This window comes from Streptomyces sp. NPDC019443 (assembly GCF_044389785.1).
In the GTDB taxonomy this organism is placed as follows: Bacteria; Actinomycetota; Actinomycetes; order Streptomycetales; family Streptomycetaceae; genus Streptomyces.
Map to the genome: position 1 here is coordinate 818709 of NZ_JBIRYJ010000003.1, position 19790 is coordinate 838498.

Sequence of the window (19790 nt, forward strand, 5' to 3'; positions counted from 1 at the left end):
TGGTCCCGCTTTTTGACCGCAGGTGACGAGGAGACCGTCAATTGACGTCGGCTGACGGTCAATTGACGGGCGCGGTCCCGATGATCGTGGCGATCGCCGCCTCGATCTGCTGAGCCGTCAGATCTGCCCTCGCCGTGAGCCTGATCCGGGAGATGCCGTCCGGCACCGACGGAGGGCGGAAACAACCCACGACGAGCCCGGCGGCGCGGCAGTCGGCGGCCCAGCGCAGCGCGGACTCCGGGGACGGCGCCCGTACGGAGACGACGGCGGCGTCCGGTCGTGCGGCGGTCAGGCCCGCGTCGGTGAGCCGGCGGTGCAGGGTCGCGGCGACCGTGCGGGCCCGCTCGGCCAGCGCCGGTTCACGGCCGAGGAGCCGTAGGCTCGCCAGCGCGGCTCCCGCGGCGGCGGGCGCCAGGCCCGTGTCGAAGATGAACGTACGGGCGGTGTTGACCAGGTGGTCGATCACCCGGGCCGGGCCGAGGACCGCTCCGCCCTGGCTGCCCAGGGACTTGGAAAGGGTGAGCGTGGCGACGACGCCTGCGCCGCCCGCGATGCCCGCGGCGTTCAGCGCTCCGCGCCCTCCGTCGCCGAGTACGCCGAGACCGTGCGCGTCGTCGACGAGCAGCGCGGCGCCGTGCTCACTGCACGCCTTGGCGAGGTCCGTCAGCGGAGCGGCATCGCCGTCCACCGAGAAGACCGAGTCGGTGACCGCGAGGGCGCGCCGCCCGGGGTCCGCGTCGAGCGTCTTGCGTACGGCATCGACGTCGGCGTGTGGGACGACCGCGGTCTCCGCGCGCGAGAGCCGGCAGCCGTCCACGATCGAGGCGTGGTTGCCCGCGTCGGAAACGATCAGCGAGCCGCGGCCGCTCAGCGCGGTCACGGCGGCGAGGTTCGCGGCATAGCCGGAGGACAGCACCAGAGCTGCCTCGAATCCGCAGAAGGCGGCAAGCTCCCGCTCCAGCTCGGCGTGGAGCGCTGTGCTGCCCGTGACCAGCCGGGAGCCGGTGGCCCCCGCGCCCCAGCGGCGGGCCGCCTCAGCCGCGGCGCCGGTGATCTCCGGACGACGGGTGAGACCCAGGTAGTCGTTGCTGGCGAGATCCAGCAGCTCGGAGTCGGCGGTGCGCGGCCGGAGCGTACGCACGAGACCCGCACGCTCACGGCGGCGCGACTCGTCGTCGATCCAGTCGAAAGGATCCTGGGGCATGGTGGTCCGGTCCTTTTGTAGGCAGCGCACAGACCCTAACCGGGCTCACTCGCAGAGCGGATGTGGCCATGCACACACCTCAAACATGCTCTGTTGTGGGGTTCCTCCTTGGCCCGGACGTGTGCCGTACGTCAGGATCTGCGCCATGGACCTGCTGAACACGCTGGTGGAGAAGGGGTTGCGGCGCGAGCTGCCGACCCGTGAAGAAGCGCTCGCCGTGCTGGCGACCTCCGACGATGATCTGCTCGAAGTGGTGGCCGCGGCCGGCAAGGTACGCCGCCAGTGGTTCGGGCGTCGGGTGAAGCTGAACTATCTCGTCAACCTGAAGTCGGGGCTGTGCCCCGAGGACTGCTCGTACTGCTCTCAGCGGCTCGGCTCCAAGGCCGAGATCCTCAAGTACACCTGGCTGAAGCCCGACGAGGCCTCGCAGGCGGCCGCGGCGGGGGTGGCGGGCGGCGCCAAGCGGGTCTGCCTGGTGGCCAGCGGCCGCGGCCCGACGGACCGCGACGTCGACCGGGTCTCCAAGACGATCGAGGCGATCAAGGAGCAGAACGAGGGCGTCGAGGTCTGCGCCTGTCTCGGGCTGCTCTCAGGTGGGCAGGCGGAGCGGCTGCGGGCCGCGGGCGCAGACGCGTACAACCACAACCTCAACACGTCCGAGGGGACATACGTGGACATCACCACCACCCACACGTACGCCGATCGGGTGGACACGGTGCACCAGGCGCAGGCCGCGGGTCTCTCCGCCTGCTCCGGGCTGATCGCGGGCATGGGCGAGAGCGACGATGACCTTGTCGATGTCGTCTTCTCGCTGCGCGAGCTGGACCCGGACTCGGTGCCGGTGAACTTCCTGATCCCGTTCGAGGGCACGCCGCTCGCCAAGGAGTGGAACCTCACCCCGCAGCGCGCGCTGCGCATCCTGGCCATGGTCCGGTTCGTCTGCCCGGACGTGGAGGTACGGCTCGCGGGCGGGCGCGAGGTGCATCTGCGCTCGATGCAGCCGCTTGCGCTGCACCTGGCCAACTCGATCTTCCTCGGCGACTACCTCACCAGCGAGGGGCAGGCCGGGCAGGCCGACCTCGACATGATCGCGGACGCGGGGTTCGAGGTGGAGGGCGCGGGCACGACGACGCTGCCGGAACACCGGACGGACAGCGCGGCCGGGGGCGGATGCGGTTCGCACTCCGGCGGGTGCGCGCCATGCGGTGACAGCGAGCCCGCCGCTCAGGTGCCGGCGGCACAAGGGCCTGGCGCCCGTACGGATCTGGTCGCGGTACGCCGCCGTGGCGCCGGCACCGATCTGGCGCCCAATGCCTGAGTCGGGTCTCGGCCCCGGCGAGTTGCTGGCCCTGGACCGGGCGCATGTCTGGCATCCATACGGCCCCATGCCCGGGCGCAGTGATCCGCTGATCGTCGAGTCGGCGTCCGGGGTACGGCTGCGGCTGGCCGACCCGGTCCACGGGCAGCGCGAGTTGATCGACGGCATGTCGTCCTGGTGGTCGGCGATCCACGGCTACAACCACCCGGTGCTCAACGAGGCGGCGCACAGCCAGCTGGAGCGGATGAGCCATGTGATGTTCGGCGGGCTCACACACGAACCCGCCGTACGGCTGGCGACCCGGCTGGTCGAGATCACGCCCGAGCCGCTGCGCCATGTCTTCCTCTGCGACTCGGGCTCGGTCTCGGTCGAGGTCGCGGTGAAGATGTGCCTGCAGTACTGGCGCTCGGTGGGGCGGCCGGCCAAGCAGCGGCTGCTGACGTGGCGCGGCGGGTACCACGGGGACACCTGGCAGCCGATGTCGGTGTGCGACCCCGAGGGCGGGATGCACGAGCTGTGGTCGGGGGTGCTGCCGCGCCAGATCTTCGTGGATGCGCCTCCGGCCGCCTTCGAGGAGTCGTACGCACAGCAGCTGCGCGACGCCGTCGCGCAGCACGCGGACGAGCTGGCCGCGGTGATCGTGGAGCCCGTGGTGCAGGGGGCGGGCGGGATGCGGTTCCACTCCCCCGAGTATCTGCGGGTGCTGCGGGAGGCGTGCGACGAGCACGGCGTGCTGCTGATCTTCGACGAGATCGCGACGGGGTTCGGCCGTACGGGCGCGCTGTTCGCGGCTGAGCACGCGGGGGTCTCGCCGGATGTGATGTGCCTGGGCAAAGCGCTGACCGGCGGCTATCTCACCATGGCGGCGACGCTGTGCACCTCGCGTGTGGCGGACGGCATCTCCCAGGGCGAGGTGCCGGTACTGGCGCACGGCCCGACGTTCATGGGCAACCCGCTGGCTTCGGCGGTGGCCTGCGCATCGATCGATCTGCTGCTCGGCCAGGACTGGCAGCAGGAGGTCAAGCGGATCGAGGCCGCACTGGCAGAGGGGCTGGCGCCGGCGCGCGGGCTGCCGGGTGTGAAGGACGTACGGGTGCTGGGGGCGATCGGCGTCGTACAGCTGGACCACGAGGTGGACATGGCGGCGGCGACGGAGGCGGCGGTGCGCGAGGGGGTGTGGCTGCGGCCCTTCCGGGACCTGATCTACACCATGCCGCCGTTTGTGTCGGCTGACGAGGACGTGGCCCGGATAGTGCGGGCGGTGTGCGCGTCGGCGGCGTCGGGGTGATCCCCACGCAAGGGTACGGATGCGGGACAGGGCAAGGAGCGGGATGAGCGTCATCGTCGTCAGCGGGACCGGGACCGAGATCGGCAAGACCGTCGTGACCGCGGCCGTCGCCTCGGTCTTCCGGGCGCAGGGGCGGTCCGTCGCCGTCGTCAAACCGGCGCAGACCGGGGTCGCACCCGGTGAGCCGGGGGACGTGGCCGAGGTCGCTCGGCTGGCGGGGGCGGTAACCGGGGTCGAACTCGCGCGGTTTCCCGAGCCGTTGGCCCCTGCGACCGCCGCGCGGCGGGCCGGGATGGCGACGGTACGGACGCGTGACGTGGTCGAGGCCGTCGAGAAGCTGGCCGCGGAGCATGACCTCGTGCTGGTCGAGGGGGCCGGGGGGCTGCTAGTGCGGTTCGACGAGGACGGGGGGTCGCTCGCCGATGTCGCCCGGCTGCTGGGCGCGCCCGTGCTGGTCGTCGCACCCGCCGGTCTTGGCACGCTCAATGCGGTGGCACTGACCGCCGAGGCCCTGCGGGGACGGGAGTTGGAGCAGCTCGGCGTGGTGGTCGGGAGCTGGCCCGGCGAACCGGATCTGGCCGCGCAGTGCAATCTCGCGGATCTGCCCGAGGCCGCGGGCGCGCCCCTGCTGGGGGCCGTGCCGGAAGGGGCGGGTGCGCTGGCGCCCGCCGAGTTCCGTGCGCGGGCCGGGAGTTGGCTCGCGGGCAGGCTCGGCGGCGAGTGGGACGCCCAGGCGTTCACCGCCGCCGTACGCTGATCCTCATGCGAGCCCAAATCGACGAGATCGTCTTCGACTGCCACGACCCCGCTCGCCTGGTGCGCTTCTGGGCGTCCCTGCTCGGCGGGGACCCGGTGGACCGCAGCGACGACTGGTCGTACATCGATCCGCCCGGTTTCGTACGGGTCGCCTTCCAGCGCGTGCCGGAGGGCAAGGCGGCGAAGAACCGGCTCCATCTCGATCTGGACGGGGGCGAGGTGGAGGAGGCGGCAGACGAGGCCGTGCGGCTCGGCGCCGCACGGCTCGGCGCGGTCGTCACCAACGATCACGGAAGGTTCCAGGTCCTGACCGATCCCGAGGGGAACGAGTTCTGCTTTGTCGCCGCAGGGGGACAATGACGGTGAGCGCACCGCCGTTCCGAGGAGGCCCGCAATGCCCCTGCGCAGCACCAAAGTGCCCCGGGACGCCGTCCATCACCCGGTGTTCGCCCGCGTCTACGCCAAGGTCAGCGTGGCGGCCGAGACGAACGCGGGTATCGCCGCCTACCGCAAGGAACTGCTGTCCGGGCTGTCCGGCAGGGTGATCGAGATCGGCGCGGGCAACGGTCTGAACTTCGCGCACTACCCGCCGGCCGTCTCCGAGGTCGTGGCGCTCGAACCGGAGCGCAGCCTGCGGCACTTGGCGGCGCAGGCCGCGCGGAGCACCGAGGTCCCGGTGGACGTGGCGCCAGGGGCGGCCGAGGCGCTGCCGGTCAAGAGTGAGGCATTCGACGCGGCCGTGGTGTCACTGGTGCTGTGTTCCGTACGGGATCTGCCGCGGGCGCTCGCCGAGATCAGGCGGGTCCTGCGGCCGGAGGGTGAGCTGCGGTTCTTCGAGCACGGTCTGGCCGAGACCAAGGGCATGGCACGGACCCAGCGCGCCCTGGACCGCACGGTCTGGCCGCTGCTGTTCGGCGGGTGTCACACCGCGCGGGACACCATCGCCGCGATCGAGGCGGCGGGCTTCGAGCTCGGGACGTATCGCAGGCTGCAGGTGCCCGAGAGGGGCATCCGGTTGCCTTCGTCCCCCTGTGTGCTGGGCGTGGCGCGGCGACCCTTCAGCGATACCGCGGGTGCGTGATCACCGGCCCGCGCGTGATCACTGGCCCGCGCGTGATCACTGGCTCCACTGCCGCAGCTCGTCGGCGATGGTTCTGACGTCCGCCTTGCCCTCCTTGACCAGCCGCGCCAGGTCCCGTACCTGCACGGGCGAGGTGACGACCTTCAGTCCGCTGGCCACGAGATAGCCGTACGCGACGGCGGAAGCGAACATCGCGTTGGAGTGCTCGAGCGCGGGCACATGGAGCAGCAGCTGAAGCAGGGACGCGGCGCGGGCATGCGGGTCGCTGTAGACGGGGATGCCGAATATCTCGGCGTCATGACGGCTGACCGCGGCGACGAGCGCGCCCCAGTCGGTGACCTGTGGATCGCCGGGGGTCTTGTGCTCGGCGACCATGAGCAGCCACGCGAGGTCGATCTGAAGAGTCAACGCTTGCCTTCGCGGCCGGTGCCGGTGCTGGTACCCGTACCGGCGCCGGTGCCGAACTCGCCGAACTCCTCCGCGAACACGGATTCGTACTGCTTCATGAAGTCCGACGCCGCCTCCACGAAGGTGCGTCCCACCTCGCCCGCGTCCTGCTTGACGAGCTCTTCGATGTAGCGATTGACGCTCATCCCGCGCTGCATCGCCCGCCGGCGCGCGGCCTCCGCGGTGGTCTCGTCCACTCTCACGTTCAGCTGAGTCTTCGCCACGGAGTAAAGCTAGCGCACAGACGCTAGCATGAGCAACAGGTCCGTCAGGTGCCCCCTACATGAGCCCGGAGGACCGGACCTACGAGGGATACCGACGCACGCACGCCCCGTCTACTCTCGCCACTTGTACGGGAGTCGGAGCAGCCACGACCCGGGAGGCGGCCTTGTTCACACCTGCCACTGCACCCGCCCACGGCCAGGCCTCGGATGTGCCGCTCGCCGCCCGGGCGCGGGCCCTGACCAAGGCGTACGGCAGCGGGGAGACGACCGTACGCGCCCTGGACGCCGTCGACGTCGACATCGCGCGCGGCCGGTTCACCGCGGTCATGGGTCCCTCCGGGTCCGGGAAGTCCACGCTGATGCACTGCCTCGCCGGACTCGACACCGTCTCCGCCGGTCAGGTCTGGCTGGGCGACACGAAGATCACCGGTCTGAAGGACCGCGAGCTGACCCGGCTGCGCCGGGACCGGATCGGCTTTATGTTCCAGGCGTTCAACCTGCTGCCCACGCTGAGCGCCGCCGAGAACATCACGCTCCCCATGGACATCGCCGGGCGCAAACCCGACAGCGAATGGGTCGAGCAGGTCATCGACACGCTCGGGCTGCGCGACCGGCTGCGGCACCGGCCCGCCCAGCTCTCCGGCGGGCAGCAGCAGCGGGTGGCCTGCGCGCGGGCGCTGGCCTCCCGCCCCGAGCTGATCTTCGCGGACGAGCCGACCGGCAATCTCGACTCGCGCGCGGGTGCCGAGGTGCTCACCTTCCTGCGCGAAGCCGTCGACCGGCTGGACCAGACGGTGGTGATGGTGACGCACGATCCGGGCGCGGCCGCCTACTCCGACCTGGTGCTGTTCCTGGCGGACGGACGGATCGTCGACGTCATGCAGGACCCGACGGCGGAGGCGGTACTGGAACGCATGCGGCTCTTCTCCGGGGCACAGCCCCAGACCCCCGGCTCCGACGCCCTGCGCAAGAGCTGAGGCCACGATGCTGAAAGCGACGCTGCGGAGCTTCTTCGCACACAAGGGCCGACTGCTGCTTTCGGCGCTGGCGGTGCTGCTGTCCGTGGCCTTCGTGAGTGGCAGCCTGATCTTCTCGGACACCGTCTCCCGTACCTTCGACCGGCTCTTCGCCTCCACCTCGGCGGATGTGACGGTCGCGCCGAAGGAGGGCATCGACGAGAGGCTGCCTACCGGAGTCGTACGCACCCTGCCCACCGAACTCGCCGACCGGATCGGCTCGGTCGACGGCGTCAAAGCCACACACATCGACGCAGCGGTGGAGAACATCACCGTCGTCGACGACAAGAACGACCCCGTCGGACCGACGACCGGCGCCCCCACCATCGCCACCAACTGGAATGTCACCGAACGCAGTCCGGTGAAGCTGACCAGCGGGCGCGCGCCGAGCGGGCCGGGCGAGGCGCTGCTCGACAAGGACACCGCCGACAAGAAGAAGGTGGACATCGGGGACACGCTCACCGTCCTCGCGCAGCCCGGCTCGTTCAGGGTCGAGGTCGTCGGTATCGCGACCTTCACCACCACCAACCCGGGCGCCGCGCTGGTCTTCCTGGACACCCCGACGGCCCAGACCAAGCTGCTTGGCAGGCCCGGGGTGGCCACCTCGATCTCGGTGGACGCCGCGGACACGGTCAGCGACGCGACGCTCAAGCAGCGGATCGCGGCCGAACTGGGTGATGCGTACGACCTCAGGACCGCCGACGAGCAGGCCGAGTCGGCCGCCGCCCAGCTGGGCGGCTTCCTCGATGTCATCAAGTGGGTGATGCTCGGCTTCGCGGGTGTCGCCGTGCTGGTCGGCATCTTCCTGATCGTCAACACCTTCTCGATGCTGATCGCCCAGCGCACCCGCGAGCTGGGGCTGCTGCGGGCGCTCGGCGCGGACCGCCGCCAGGTGCGCCGCTCCGTGCTCACCGAGGCGGTGCTGCTGGGGCTTGTCGGCTCGACGCTCGGTCTTGCCGCCGGGATCGGGCTCGCGGCCGGGCTGATCGAGCTGATGGGTCTGCTCGGCATGAATCTGAGCGCCGCCGAGATGGTGGTGGGCGTGGCGACACCGGTGTCGGCGTACGCGGTCGGCCTCGGCGTCACCTTCGTGGCCGCCTATCTGCCGGCCCGGCGGGCGGCCAGGGTCTCCCCCATGGCCGCGCTGGCGGATGCCGAAGTCGCGGGTGTGGGACGGCCGTTGAAGATCCGGGCGATCACCGGAACCGTGGTCGGCGCGGCGGGAGCGGCAGCGCTGGCCGGCTGCGTGGTGAGCGAGAAGACCGCGACCGCGTCTTCCCTGCTCGGCCTTGGCGTGGTGCTGACGCTGATCGCGACTGTGGTGGCGGGGCCGCTACTGGTGCGGCCGGTGATCCGGGTGCTGGGCGGGGCGTTCCCCAAGGTGTTCGGCTCGGTCGGCCGGATGAGCCAGCGCAACGCGCTGCGCAATCCGCGGCGCACGGGCGCCACCGCGGCCGCGCTGATGGTGGGCCTGGCGCTGGTGGGCGGGCTCTCGATCGCCAGCGCCTCGATGACCAAGTCCTTCGACAACCAGATCGACAAGACGCTGGGCGCGGACTTCGTCGTACAGAACAGCAACTTCATGCCGTTCCCGCAAGAGATCACCGAAAAGGTGAAGGGGGTCGACAGCGCGGGCACCGTCGTACGGCAGCGCTTCGCGCCGCTCGCGCTGAGCCTGCCGGACGGGAAGCGGGTGGAGTCGACGGCTTCCGGCTACGACCCGCAGCTCGACGAGGCCGCCCACATCACCTATGCGAGCGGCGACACCGCGGCCGCCCTCGCGCCGGACAGCATCGCCATGGACCGTAAGTACGCCACCGAACACAAGGTGCGCATCGGGTCGGTCCTGCCGGCCGAGTTCGCGGGCGGACAGCGCGCGAGACTGACGGTGGGGGCGCTCACCGACATGGAACAGAGCGGCGGGCCCGGGATGGAGGGCGGCCTGTTCATGGGGCTCGCCACCGCCGAGAAGTATCTGCCGGGCGGGCAGGAGGCCGCGCTCTACGTCAACGCCAAGAGCGGCAGCGACGCCCAGGACCTGCGCAAGGGCCTGGAGACGGCCCTCGATCCGTATCCGCAGGTGCAGGTCAGGGATCAGGCCGACTACAAGGAGCTGGTCCGCCAGCAGATCGCCGTGATGCTCTACCTGGTGTACGCGCTGCTGGGGCTGGCGATCGTCATCGCCGTGCTGGGTGTGGTCAACACCCTTGCGCTGTCGGTGGTGGAGCGGACCCGGGAGATCGGGCTGCTGCGCGCGATCGGTCTCTCCCGCGTCCAGCTGCGGCACATGATCCGGCTGGAATCGGTCGTGATCGCGGTCTTCGGGGCGCTGCTGGGGCTCGCGTTGGGCATGGTGTGGGGTGTGGCGGTGCAGCAGGTGCTGGCGCTGGAGGGACTGACGGCGTTCGCCGTGCCGTGGGGCATGGTCGTCGCGGTCGTGGTGGGCTCGGTGGTCGTGGGGCTCGCGGCGGCGGTGCTTCCGGCGCTGCGAGCCTCGCGGATGAATGTGCTGGCCGCCATCGCGCACGAGTAGTCGGCCCGGTGATCGGGGAGAGTCGGCCCGATGATCCAGGAGCTGCGCCTTGGGCCGGAAGCCGCACGCCCACGGCCCGTCTCGAACCCTGAAAGTCGGTGGCGCGCCCGTTCCCCCGCGTGCTTGGCTCCCGTCCGTGATCGACCTGCAGATACGCGCCGCCAGGGCCGACGAGGCCGAGACCGTCCTCAGCTTCTGGAAAGAAGCGGCGGAGGGCACGAGCATCACGGACGACGTGGACGGGGTCACCCGTCTTGTCGCGCGCGATCCCGAGGCGTTGATCCTCGCCGAGTCCGAGGGCAGGGTGGTGGGCTCGGTGATCGCCGGGTACGACGGGTGGCGCTGCTCGCTGTACCGGCTTGCCGTGCTGCCGTCCCACCGTCGGCAGGGGGTCGCTTCGGCGCTGCTGGAGGCGGCCGAAAGTCGCTTCCTGGCTGTGGGCGGCAGGCGCGGCGACGCCATGGTCCTGGAGGCCAATGAGCGGGCCCGGCGGGCGTGGGCCGCCGCCGGGTACCAACGCGAGGACCACTGGCGCCGCTGGGTGAAGCCCTTCGTCTAGGCGCCGCCGTCGCATCGGACACTTTGCAGGTCCTTTACCATGGGCAGACCATCCTCTCCGTACGAAAGGTGTGAGCGTCCGCCCATGGGCGAGCCTCCCAGTAGCCGACACAGAGCATTCCTCCAGTCCCTGCCCGATCATGGGACGGAGGTGAACCGATGACCGAAGTGCTCTTGCTTGTCGTGGCGGTGCTGCTCTCGGTCGCCTGCGGCGCCTTCGTCGCGGCGGAGTTCTCCCTCACCACGGTCGAGCGCGGCGACCTCGAGCGCGCCGCCGAGCGCGGCGAGCGCGGTGCGGCCGGCGCCCTCAAGGCCGCCCGGAGCCTCACCTTCCAGCTCTCCGGCGCCCAGCTCGGCATCACCGTCACCAACCTGATCGTCGGCATGCTCGCCGAGCCGTCCATCGCCAAGCTGATCCGCGGCCCGCTCGAGGCTCTCGGCGTTTCCCCCTCGGTGGCCTCATCCACTGCCCTGGTCATCGGCACCGGGCTGTCCACCATCGTGCTGATGGTCGTCGGCGAGCTGGTCCCGAAGAACTGGGCCATCTCCTCCCCGCTGGCCGTGGCAAAGGTCGTGGCGCCACCGCAGCGGATCTTCACCGCCGCCTTCAAGCCCTTCATCAGCCACCTCAACAACACGGCCAACCGCATCCTGCGCCGAATCGGAATGGAGCCGACCGAGGAGCTGGCCTCCGCGCGCAGCCCGAAGGAACTGGTCGCGCTGGCCCGCCACTCCGCGAAGGAGGGCGCGTTGGAGGCGGACACCGCCGAGCTGTTCGTACGCACCCTCAATCTGGCCGAGCTGACCGCGGAGAATGTGATGACCCCGAGGGTCCAGGTCACCGCCCTGGAGGTGCAGGCCACCGCCGAGGACGTAGCCAACGCCACGCGCGCGACCGGCCTGTCCCGCTTCCCTGTCTACCGGGGCAGCCTCGACACCGTCGTCGGGATCGCGCACATCAAGGACGTGCTGGCCCTCCCGGCCGGGCGACGGCCCCGGCACCCGGTCTCCGAACTGCTGCGCGAGCCGCTGCTCGTGCCCGAGACACTGACCGTGGACCGGCTCCTGGACCGACTGTCCGGCAAGAACACGATGGCCGTCGTCATCGACGAGTACGGCGGCACGGCCGGCGTGGTCACGCTGGAGGACATCGTGGAGGAAGTGGTCGGCGAGGTGCGCGACGAGCACGATCCGCACGAGACGCCGGACCTGGCGCCGGCCGGCGAGGACGCGGACGGACGCACCCTGTGGTCGGCGGACGGCGCCGCCCGCACCGACCAACTTGAGCGGGTCGGGCTGCGGGTGCCGGAAGGCCCGTACGAAACACTCGCCGGACTTATCGCCACCGAGCTGGGGCGCATCCCCGCAGAGGGCGACCGGATCGAGCTGGAGGGCTGGCAGCTCGATGTGGTGGATGCCTCCGGACGGCGTGCGGCGCGGGTGCTGATGCATGCGCCGATCCCCTCGGCCGGCGACCCCGAGGAGGCCCGACGATGGTCGTGATTCAGCTCCTCATCGGTTTTCTGACCCTGGTGGTCAACGCCTTCTTCGTCGGCGCGGAGTTCGCCCTGATCTCCGTACGCCGCAGCCAGATCGAGCCTGAGGCGGAGGCTGGGAACCGGCGGGCGCGCAGCGTCCTGTGGGGCCTTGAGCATGTCTCGGCGCTGCTGGCCGCGGCCCAGCTCGGCATCACGCTGTGCACCCTGGTGCTCGGCATCGTCGCCGAGCCGGCCATCGCGCATCTGCTGGAGCCCGTCTTCGACGCGGTGGGCGTGCCGCACGGCCTGGTGCACCCGATCTCCTTCGTGATCGCGCTGGCGGCGGCCACATATCTGCACATGCTGCTCGGCGAGATGGTGCCGAAGAACATCGCGCTGGCCGAGCCCACGCGGACCGCGCTGCTGCTCGGACCGCCGCTGGTCACGCTGGCCCGTGCGCTGCGCCCGGTGATCTTCACCGTCAACGCCTTCGCCAACGGGCTGCTGAAGCTACTGCGGGTGGAGACGAAGGACGAGGTGTCGGCGACCTTCTCGGACGACGAACTGGCGCGGCTGGTGCGGGACGCGGGCGACGCCGGGCTGCTCGACGGCCGGTCTGCCGAGCGGTTGCGCGACGCGCTGGAGCTGGGGCGCCGACCGGTGCGGGATGTGGTGATGCCGATCGAGCGGGTGGTGTACGCACGGGCCGGGACCACGCCCGAGCAGCTGGAGCAGCTGGCGGCCGAGTCAGGGTTCTCCCGCTTCCCGGTTCTCGACGCGAGCCGCCGGATCCTCGGCTATCTCCATGTGAAGGACGCGCTGGACGCGACTCCGCGCGATGTGCCGTTCCCGGTCTCGGCGATGCGCCCGATCGCCCGGGTGCGGGCGACCACTCCGCTCGACGATGTGCTGACCGCGATGCGGCGCAGCCGTACGCATCTGGCGGCGGTGGTGGACGAGGACGGCACGCCGGTGGGACTCGTGACGATGGAGGACGTGCTGCGCGAGCTGGTGGGCAGACCCGGCTAACTCACCTCACGGGTGACGGCCCGTTCCGTGGTCTCGGTGATACCCGGTCCTGGCCGTCCGGCCTTGGCCGCGCCTATCGCGGTGAGGACGGCGAGGAGGGTGGCCAGGCCGGCGGTGGCGAGTGCGGCCTGCCAGTCGACGTCGAAGAGGTTTGTCGCACCGGCCGTCAGGACGGCGACGAGCGACTGCGCGAAGGTGCGCACGGCGCGCTCCGCGGTGGCTTTCCAGAAGTCTGTGGTGAACATGCTCTGGACATACTGCGGAACGCGCCGTGCCGACAGCCCTCGCGGACGGGCCGCCTGCCCGATTACAGCGCAGCGTGACCTCGGCGCTGCCGGCCAGCCACTGCGGATAAGCCGCCGGGTCTTCGGGCAGGTCGAGAGGGACGTCCCGCGACCAGACGCGCTCGGCGGCCCGGGTCCGTACGAGATGTTCCATCCAGCGATGCGTCGTGCCGTGGTGCTTGACGAGGTCGGCGAAGGTCCAGTCGGGGCAGCTCGGCACAGGCGTGGCGGGGTCCACGTCCCGTACGGTCTCGACGAACCGGCGCTCCAGCTGCTCGATGGCGTCGCAGTACAGCTCGTGCTGGTCGTCGTCGAGGCCGAACTCCTCGGAGATCCGGAGCAGATCGTCCCGCCAGGCTCCGTCGGGCTGGCGCCCGGCGGCCCGGCGTAGCAGGTGGGACAGAGCCCGGCGGTCGGCGGGCGACAGCCGGTCGAGCAGATAGCCGGTCGTCTCCAGCCATTTCACCGCGGTGTCGGGGTCGAGCACGTCGTCGTCACAGGTGTCGATCGAGGTCACTGGATCGGCCAGCGCCTCGGCCAGCGCGTCACTCACAGGGCTCCCTCCCGGTACGGAACCGACGGACGTTACCGCGCGGTAGGATCGCTTCGCCATGGAGATGAGTGCCTCTTACACCAGTTTTGTCGCGGTCGGCGATTCCTTTACCGAAGGAATGTCCGACCTGTTGCCCGACGGTTCGTACCGCGGCTGGGCGGATCTGCTCGCGGGCCGGCTGGCCGCTCGCACGCCGGGCTTCCGGTACGCGAATCTCGCGGTGCGCGGAAAGCTCATCGGGCAGATCGTCGACGAGCAGGTGGACGTGGCGGCCGCCATGCAGGCGGATGTGGTCACGCTGGTGGGCGGGCTCAATGACACGCTGCGGCCCAAGTGCGACATGGGGCGGGTGCGCGGGCTCCTGGAGGAGGCCGTGGAGAAGCTGACGCCGTCCTGCGGTCAACTGGTGCTGATGCGCAGCCCGGGCCGCAACGGTCCGGTGATGGAGCGCTTCCGCCCACGCATGGAGGAGCTGTTCAGTTACATCGACGAACTGGCGGCCCGGCACGGTGCCCTGGTGGTGGATCTGTACGGGTCCCAAGTCCTCGGCGACCAGCGCATGTGGGACGTCGACCGGCTGCATCTGACGGCCGAGGGGCACCGGCGGGTCGCCGAGGCCGTCTGGCAGACGCTGGGACTGGACGCGGAGCACGACTGGCAGACACTGCTGCCGTCGGCGGCACGGGCCGGCTGGGCGGCGCGGCGGGCCGGCGATCTGCGGTTCGCGCGGCAGCATCTGGGGCCGTGGATCGCGCGGCGGCTGACGGGGCGCTCATCCGGGGATGGCCGGCCGGCGAAGCGGCCAGAGCTCCTGCCGTACGAGCCGCCGCTCTCGTAGCCCGTCGTAGTTCCTCGTCGTCTCGCGTAGTCCTTCGGAGTTCCTCGGACTTCCTCGGAGGACCTCGGAGCCTTTCGTAGCAAGGTACAACTGGGACCGCGTCGCTGGCCTGCAGAAACCGCCAGTAGAATCTGGACACGTGACTGCTGTGTCTGCGAAGCCTCGCATCCCCAATGTCCTGGCCGGCCGCTACGCCTCCGCGGAGCTGGCCGTCCTGTGGTCCCCCGAGCAGAAGGTGAAGCTGGAGCGTCAGCTCTGGCTCGCGGTGCTGCGCGCCCAGAAGGACCTCGGCATCGAGGTGCCCGAGGCCGCGATCGCCGATTACGAGCGGGTGCTCGACCAGGTCGACCTGGCGTCGATCGCCGAGCGCGAGAAGGTCACCCGCCACGACGTGAAGGCGCGGATCGAGGAGTTCAACGCGCTCGCGGGCCATGAGCAGGTCCACAAGGGCATGACCTCCCGCGACCTGACCGAGAACGTCGAGCAGCTGCAGATCCGGCTCTCGCTGGAGCTGATGCGCGACCGCACGGTCGCCGTGCTCGCCCGGCTGGGCAAGCTCTCCGGTGAGTACGCCGAGCTGGTGATGGCCGGACGGTCGCACAATGTCGCCGCGCAGGCCACGACGCTGGGCAAGCGGTTCGCGACCGCGGCCGACGAGCTGCTTGTGGCGTACGGACGGCTCGAGGACCTGCTGGGCCGCTATCCGCTGCGCGGCATCAAGGGCCCGGTCGGCACCGCGCAGGACATGCTCGACCTGTTGGGCGGCGACGCCGCGAAGCTCGCCGAGCTGGAGCAGCGCATCGCCGGGCACCTCGGCTTCGCGCACGCCTTCACCTCGGTCGGCCAGGTCTACCCCCGGTCCCTCGACTACGACGTGGTGTCCGCGCTGGTGCAGCTGGCCGCCGCGCCGTCCTCCGTCGCCAAGACGATCCGGCTGATGGCCGGCCACGAGCTGGTCACCGAGGGCTTCAAGCCCGGCCAGGTCGGCTCCTCCGCGATGCCGCACAAGATGAACACCCGCTCCTGCGAGCGCGTCAACGGCCTGATGGTCATCCTGCGCGGCTACGCCTCGATGACCGGCGAGCTGGCGGGCGACCAGTGGAACGAGGGCGATGTGTCCTGCTCCGTGGTGCGCCGGGTGGCGCTGCCGGACGCGTTCTTCGCCTTCGACGGCCTGCTGGAGACCTTCCTGACGGTGCTCGACGAGTTCGGCGCGTTCCCCGCGGTCGTCGCCCGTGAGCTGGACCGGTACCTCCCCTTCCTCGCCACGACCAAGGTGCTGATGGCCGCTGTTCGGGCCGGGGTGGGCCGCGAACTCGCGCACGAGGCCATCAAGAAGAACGCCGTCGCTTCGGCGCTGGCGATGCGTGAGCAGGGCGCAGAGCGCAATGAGCTGCTCGACAAGCTCGCCGCGGACGAGCGGATCCCGCTGGACCGGGCGGAGCTGGACGCGCTGATGGCCGACAAGCTGTCGTTCACGGGCGCGGCGAGCGACCAGGTGGCAGCGGTGGTCTCCCGGATCGAGGAGATCGTCAAGCAGCACCCGGAGGCCGCCGGCTACACCCCGGGGTCGATCCTCTGACCCCCGCCGAGCTCGAGGCCGCCCGCGACCGCATCGTTCCGGATGTGGTGGCGGGCGGTCTTTCTGTGCTCTTCTGCGGCATCAACCCGGCCTGATGACGGCGGCGACCGGCCATCACTTCGCCCGCCCCGGCAACCGGTTCTGGCCGGTGCTGCTCCTCTGCACTTCACTCGTTCGTGTTATGCCACGCAGGTAGTTCGTCAATGAATCTCCTTTGGTGCGGGGGCAGTTGGTGTGAGGGCGTGTGAATTCCGGGACTGATCAGAGGCGCCCTGCGTTCTGAGATCAGCGGCATCAGAACGGCAGGGAGCTCAAACGTCTTGGGTCGTGGTGCGCTGGCCGGCGGTATTCGCCCTCGGGCCGAACCTGGCGCCGTCGGCGCAGATGCTCCGAGGAGAAAAGGGCTGCGGCGGTAGACCGGGGCCGGTAACGTGCCGACCGTGCGTTGATCTTCAGGGCGGCGGCACTGCGGCCGTCGCAGACGGAGTGACCGCTCTCCCGTCGGCATGGCGGCGAGGGATGGTCGGCATGTGCAGTCCGTCCAACTCACTGGAGATCACGGCATGATTCCCAAGCTGACTTATGAGGCGTTGCTTGCCCGCGTCGCCAGCGACCCGGCCGTCCTCGGGCTTGTCCTCAAGGGCTCCCATGCTCACGACGGCCTGGCCACCAAACATTCCGACCGCGATGTATACATCATCGTCGCGGAGGAGGCGGATTCCGGCCTCTCGGATCTCAATGGTCACCGTTCTGCTGAGCTCGATGTCCTCGTCACCACGGTCGACGCATTCCGTCGGCTCGGTGGCCATGAGCGTTATGCCCTCGCTCGCGCCCGGATTGTGATCGACCGGCTCGACGGTGAGATCGCCGACATCGTCGCTGCCAAGGGGCGGCTTGACAGCGACGAGGCGTTTCGGGCGGCGGCTGGTTGGATGGATGCGTATGCCAACTCTCTGTATCGATCGGTCAAGAACGCCCGGGATGGCCACCTGCTGGCGGCCCGTCTCGATGCGGCCGACAGCATCGGCTTCCTGCTGGAGCTGTTGTTCACCCTGGATCGTCGTCCGCGTCCCTATAACAAGTACCTGGAGTGGGAGCTGCAGAGATTTCCCCTGCCGGGGTGGGAAACGGGCGTGCTGCTGGACACGATCGGACTGATCGCAGGGACTGGTGACGTGGACCTCCAGCGGAGGCTCTTCGCCCGGGTCGAGACTGTTGCACGAAAGGCTGGCCATGGGCCCACGCTCGATGCATGGGGCGAGGATCTGCTGCTGATGCGTCCGGGGCCGGACCACAGGTCGTAGTGATCACTCCTTTCTCCTCGTCGCGCGGTGCCGGGGCTGTGGGGTGCCCAGGTCGACAGCCGCGCGCCGGGCTCGTCGCCGGGTCTCCTCGCGCTTGGCGCGCAGGAAGGTCAGCGTGAGGTTGATGCGTTCGACCTCGCCGATCCAGCGCTCGTCCTGAGCCCGCCGCAGGCGAGCATGTAGGTCGGCTTCTAGTTCTTCGAGGCGGTCCAGCATCTTCGGGTTGATGTGCAGCATCGGACAGCGGATGCAGGCTTCTCTGAACTAGTGCTGTGACCGCATAGGTTCGCCGGGTTGGTGGTTGTGGCGGTTGGATGTGGGGTGATTGCCGATCCGACTGCTGGAGGTGCGGTGGCTGAGCCTGTCCGTGTGCGCAGACTGACCGACCAGGAGGGGCAGAAGCTGCAGCAGGTAGTGCGCCGGGGCAGCACTAACTCGGTGCGCTACCGGCGCGCGATGATGCTGCTGGCCTCGGTCGGCGGGAACCGGGTGCCGGTGATCGCCCAGCTGGTACAGGCCGACGAGGACACCGTCCGGGATGTAATCCACCGCTTCAACGAGATCGGCTTGGCCTGCCTGGACCCTCAGTGGGCGGGAGGCCGTCCCCGCCTGCTGAGCGGTGACGACGGGGACTTCGTCATCGCGACGGCCACCACCCGACCGGCCAAACTCGGCCAGCCCTTCACCCGCTGGTCGCTGCGCAAGCTGGTCGCCCACCTACGGAAGGTCCACGGCCGAGTCATCCGAATCGGCCACGAGGCGTTACGCGGTCTACTCGCCCGCCGCGGCGTCACCTTCCAGCGCACCAAGACATGGAAGGAGTCTCCGGACCCTCAGCGCGAGGCGAAGCTGGACCGGATCGAAGGGGTCCTGGACCGCTTTGCGGACAGGGTCTTCGCCTTCGACGAGTTCGGCCCGCTCGGGATCAGGCCCACCGCGGGCTCTGGCTGGGCCGAGCAGGGGCGCCCTGACCGTGTGCCGGCCACCTACCACCGCACCCACGGAGTGCGCTACTTCCACGGCTGCTACTCGGTCGGCGACGACACCCTGTGGGACGTCAACCGCCGCAAAAAGGGCGCCGCGAACACGCTGGCCGCGCTGAAGTCGATCCGCGCCGCACGGCCCGACGGCGCCCCGATCTACGTGATCCTGGACAACCTGTCCGCCCACAAAGGCGCCCACATCCGCCGCTGGGCCAGGAAACACCGGGTCGAGTTGTGCTTCACCCCGACCTACGCGTCGTGGGCGAACCCGATCGAAGCTCACTTCGGACCACTGCGGCAGTTCACCATCGCCAACTCGAACTACTCCAACCACCCCGTGCAGACCCGGGCCGCACTCCTACCTGCGCTGGCGCAATGCCAACGCCCGCCACCGGGATGTCCTGGCTGCCGAACGACGTGAGCGGGCCCGAATCCGCTGCGAGAAGGGCATCCGCTGGGGCGGACACCCCCTCAAGGTTGCTGCATGACCGCCTCTCCTGGTCCAACTCACAGTCCCTCATGAAAGGCTGATCAGCATGGTCGGACCGTCTGAGAACCCAGAACTCTGGGCGTTCCTGGAATCACTGCGCTGCGGCGAGCTCCTTTCCGGCACAGTCACAGCGATCGAACGGTTCGGCGTGTTCGTGGCGTTGGACGACGGACCCGACCACCCGGTCTTCCCCGGCGTCGGGTTCATCACGATCCCCGAACTGTCCTGGCGACGCTTCGAAGCAGCCTCGGACGTCGTTCACGCTGGCCAGCGCGTTTCATGCGAGTTCCTCCAGTTCGACACGTGGAACGCAGAGGCCAGGCTGTCCATGCGAGCGACGCAACCCGACCCCTTCCAGGCGTTCGCCGACCACACCGCGGTGGGCCAGGAACTGCAGGGGCAGGTCACCAAACTGCTCCGATTCGGCGTCTTCGTTCAGGTCGCCGACGGCATCGAGGGACTGGTCCACCTGCGAGAACTCACATGGCCGCCCGTGGAAGCTCCGGAGGATATCTTCCAGGTCGGCGACGAGGTCACGGTCGTCGTCACCGAAATCGATCGAGAGCGACGCAGGCTGTCCCTCTCTCGACGGCAGGTCTCACCCGCCCTTCAATGACCCCTCCGTGTTGCCATCACACGGTTCCTCTGCACGAGCGTCTCCGGGCACCATTCGCCTGCGCAGTGAAGGGGAGACCCCTGTCCCAACACGGCGAACCTATACGGTCACAGCACTAGTGTCCTGCGCCGGAGATCCGTCGGCAGAAACGGGCGAGGGAGTCGAGGATCTCCTCGGCCGTCTTGGTCCAGATGAACGGCTTGGGGTC

20 protein-coding genes and 3 pseudogenes are annotated in these 19790 nt (G+C 69.8%); 17 read left to right on the forward strand and 6 right to left on the reverse strand.

Annotated elements, in window-relative coordinates:
* Positions 1-58: 58 nt before the first annotated feature.
* A complete protein-coding gene (locus ACH492_RS14130) occupies positions 59-1204 on the reverse strand; it encodes an 8-amino-7-oxononanoate synthase (protein WP_398986133.1) in 1146 nt (381 codons plus the stop codon).
* A 145-nt stretch (positions 1205-1349) separates the two neighbouring features.
* On the opposite strand from ACH492_RS14130, the gene bioB reads away from it, so the two are divergent.
* The 5 genes from bioB to ACH492_RS14155 are packed head-to-tail and all read left to right on the forward strand — an operon-like array spanning position 1350 to position 5647.
* Positions 1350-2522, forward strand: a complete 1173-nt coding sequence (gene bioB / locus ACH492_RS14135) for a biotin synthase BioB (protein ID WP_398986135.1) — start codon at positions 1350-1352, stop codon at positions 2520-2522.
* Complete coding sequence (locus tag ACH492_RS14140; protein ID WP_398986137.1) at positions 2515-3810, forward strand: adenosylmethionine--8-amino-7-oxononanoate transaminase; 1296 nt, start codon at positions 2515-2517, stop codon at positions 3808-3810. The genes bioB and ACH492_RS14140 overlap by 8 nt, the downstream gene beginning before the upstream one ends.
* Before the next feature lie 43 nt (positions 3811-3853).
* Complete coding sequence (gene bioD, locus ACH492_RS14145) at positions 3854-4567, forward strand: dethiobiotin synthase (RefSeq protein ID WP_398986139.1); 714 nt, start codon at positions 3854-3856, stop codon at positions 4565-4567.
* 5 nt (positions 4568-4572) lie between these two features.
* Entirely contained in the window at positions 4573-4926 is a 354-nt protein-coding gene (locus ACH492_RS14150; protein ID WP_398986141.1) for a VOC family protein, read from the forward strand.
* 34 nt (positions 4927-4960) lie between these two features.
* Positions 4961-5647, forward strand: a complete 687-nt coding sequence (locus tag ACH492_RS14155) for a class I SAM-dependent methyltransferase (protein ID WP_398986143.1) — start codon at positions 4961-4963, stop codon at positions 5645-5647.
* A gap of 36 nt (positions 5648-5683) precedes the next feature.
* Here ACH492_RS14155 and ACH492_RS14160 read toward each other — a convergent pair whose 3' ends face one another.
* Both ACH492_RS14160 and ACH492_RS14165 read right to left on the reverse strand, forming a co-directional pair.
* Entirely contained in the window at positions 5684-6055 is a 372-nt protein-coding gene (locus tag ACH492_RS14160; protein WP_307664830.1) for a fic family toxin-antitoxin system, toxin component, read from the reverse strand.
* The gene (locus tag ACH492_RS14165; protein WP_398986145.1) at positions 6052-6318 is read right to left on the reverse strand and encodes an antitoxin; all 267 of its coding nucleotides are present in this window, start codon (positions 6316-6318) and stop codon (positions 6052-6054) included. Before ACH492_RS14165 ends, ACH492_RS14160 begins: the two co-directional genes overlap by 4 nt.
* Before the next feature lie 164 nt (positions 6319-6482).
* On the opposite strand from ACH492_RS14165, the gene ACH492_RS14170 reads away from it, so the two are divergent.
* The 5 genes from ACH492_RS14170 (at position 6483) to ACH492_RS14190 (ending at position 12932) form a co-directional block, all read left to right on the forward strand.
* Positions 6483-7295 carry an ABC transporter ATP-binding protein gene (locus tag ACH492_RS14170; protein ID WP_398986148.1) on the forward strand — a complete coding sequence of 271 codons (813 nt, stop codon included), beginning with the start codon at positions 6483-6485 and terminating at the stop codon, positions 7293-7295.
* Positions 7296-7302: 7 nt separating this feature from the next.
* The gene (locus tag ACH492_RS14175; protein ID WP_398986150.1) at positions 7303-9867 is read left to right on the forward strand and encodes an FtsX-like permease family protein; all 2565 of its coding nucleotides are present in this window, start codon (positions 7303-7305) and stop codon (positions 9865-9867) included.
* A 136-nt stretch (positions 9868-10003) separates the two neighbouring features.
* Positions 10004-10426, forward strand: a complete 423-nt coding sequence (locus ACH492_RS14180) for a GNAT family N-acetyltransferase (protein WP_398986152.1) — start codon at positions 10004-10006, stop codon at positions 10424-10426.
* Between the two features lie 158 nt (positions 10427-10584).
* The gene (locus ACH492_RS14185; protein ID WP_398986154.1) at positions 10585-11928 is read left to right on the forward strand and encodes a hemolysin family protein; all 1344 of its coding nucleotides are present in this window, start codon (positions 10585-10587) and stop codon (positions 11926-11928) included.
* Entirely contained in the window at positions 11919-12932 is a 1014-nt protein-coding gene (locus tag ACH492_RS14190) for a hemolysin family protein (protein ID WP_398986155.1), read from the forward strand. Before ACH492_RS14185 ends, ACH492_RS14190 begins: the two co-directional genes overlap by 10 nt.
* Here the strand turns inward: ACH492_RS14190 and ACH492_RS14195 are convergent.
* Positions 12929-13177, reverse strand: coding sequence for a holin (locus ACH492_RS14195; protein WP_398986157.1), 249 nt, complete (start codon positions 13175-13177; stop codon positions 12929-12931). The genes ACH492_RS14190 and ACH492_RS14195 overlap by 4 nt on opposite strands.
* Positions 13178-13262: 85 nt before the next feature.
* Positions 13263-13454: pseudogene (locus ACH492_RS14200) on the reverse strand (maleylpyruvate isomerase N-terminal domain-containing protein); the annotation flags it as partial.
* Here ACH492_RS14200 and ACH492_RS14205 point away from each other — a divergent pair.
* The 5 genes and pseudogenes from ACH492_RS14205 to ACH492_RS14225 all read left to right on the forward strand — a co-directional run bounded on the left by ACH492_RS14205 (position 13377) and on the right by ACH492_RS14225 (position 17493).
* Positions 13377-13607: a hypothetical protein gene (locus tag ACH492_RS14205; RefSeq protein WP_398986160.1), complete on the forward strand. Its 231-nt coding sequence runs from the start codon at positions 13377-13379 to the stop codon at positions 13605-13607. The pseudogene ACH492_RS14200 and the gene ACH492_RS14205 sit on opposite strands and share 78 nt — an antisense overlap.
* A 220-nt stretch (positions 13608-13827) precedes the next feature.
* Complete coding sequence (locus ACH492_RS14210) at positions 13828-14607, forward strand: SGNH/GDSL hydrolase family protein (RefSeq protein WP_398986162.1); 780 nt, start codon at positions 13828-13830, stop codon at positions 14605-14607.
* A gap of 139 nt (positions 14608-14746) precedes the next feature.
* Positions 14747-16189 carry an adenylosuccinate lyase gene (purB, locus tag ACH492_RS14215; RefSeq protein ID WP_398986164.1) on the forward strand — a complete coding sequence of 481 codons (1443 nt, stop codon included), beginning with the start codon at positions 14747-14749 and terminating at the stop codon, positions 16187-16189.
* Positions 16186-16343, forward strand: a pseudogene (locus ACH492_RS14220) (uracil-DNA glycosylase family protein); the annotation flags it as partial. The gene purB and the pseudogene ACH492_RS14220, both read left to right, overlap by 4 nt.
* 409 nt (positions 16344-16752) lie before the next feature.
* Positions 16753-17493: a hypothetical protein gene (locus ACH492_RS14225; RefSeq protein WP_398986165.1), complete on the forward strand. Its 741-nt coding sequence runs from the start codon at positions 16753-16755 to the stop codon at positions 17491-17493.
* 3 nt (positions 17494-17496) lie between these two features.
* On the opposite strand, the gene ACH492_RS14230 is transcribed toward ACH492_RS14225, so the two are convergent.
* Positions 17497-17730 carry a recombinase gene (locus tag ACH492_RS14230; RefSeq protein ID WP_398986167.1) on the reverse strand — a complete coding sequence of 78 codons (234 nt, stop codon included), beginning with the start codon at positions 17728-17730 and terminating at the stop codon, positions 17497-17499.
* 114 nt (positions 17731-17844) lie between these two features.
* Here ACH492_RS14230 and ACH492_RS14235 point away from each other — a divergent pair.
* Positions 17845-18964: pseudogene (locus tag ACH492_RS14235) on the forward strand (IS630 family transposase).
* A gap of 48 nt (positions 18965-19012) precedes the next feature.
* Positions 19013-19582: a S1 RNA-binding domain-containing protein gene (locus tag ACH492_RS14240; protein WP_398986169.1), complete on the forward strand. Its 570-nt coding sequence runs from the start codon at positions 19013-19015 to the stop codon at positions 19580-19582.
* Positions 19583-19790 lie beyond the last annotated feature (208 nt).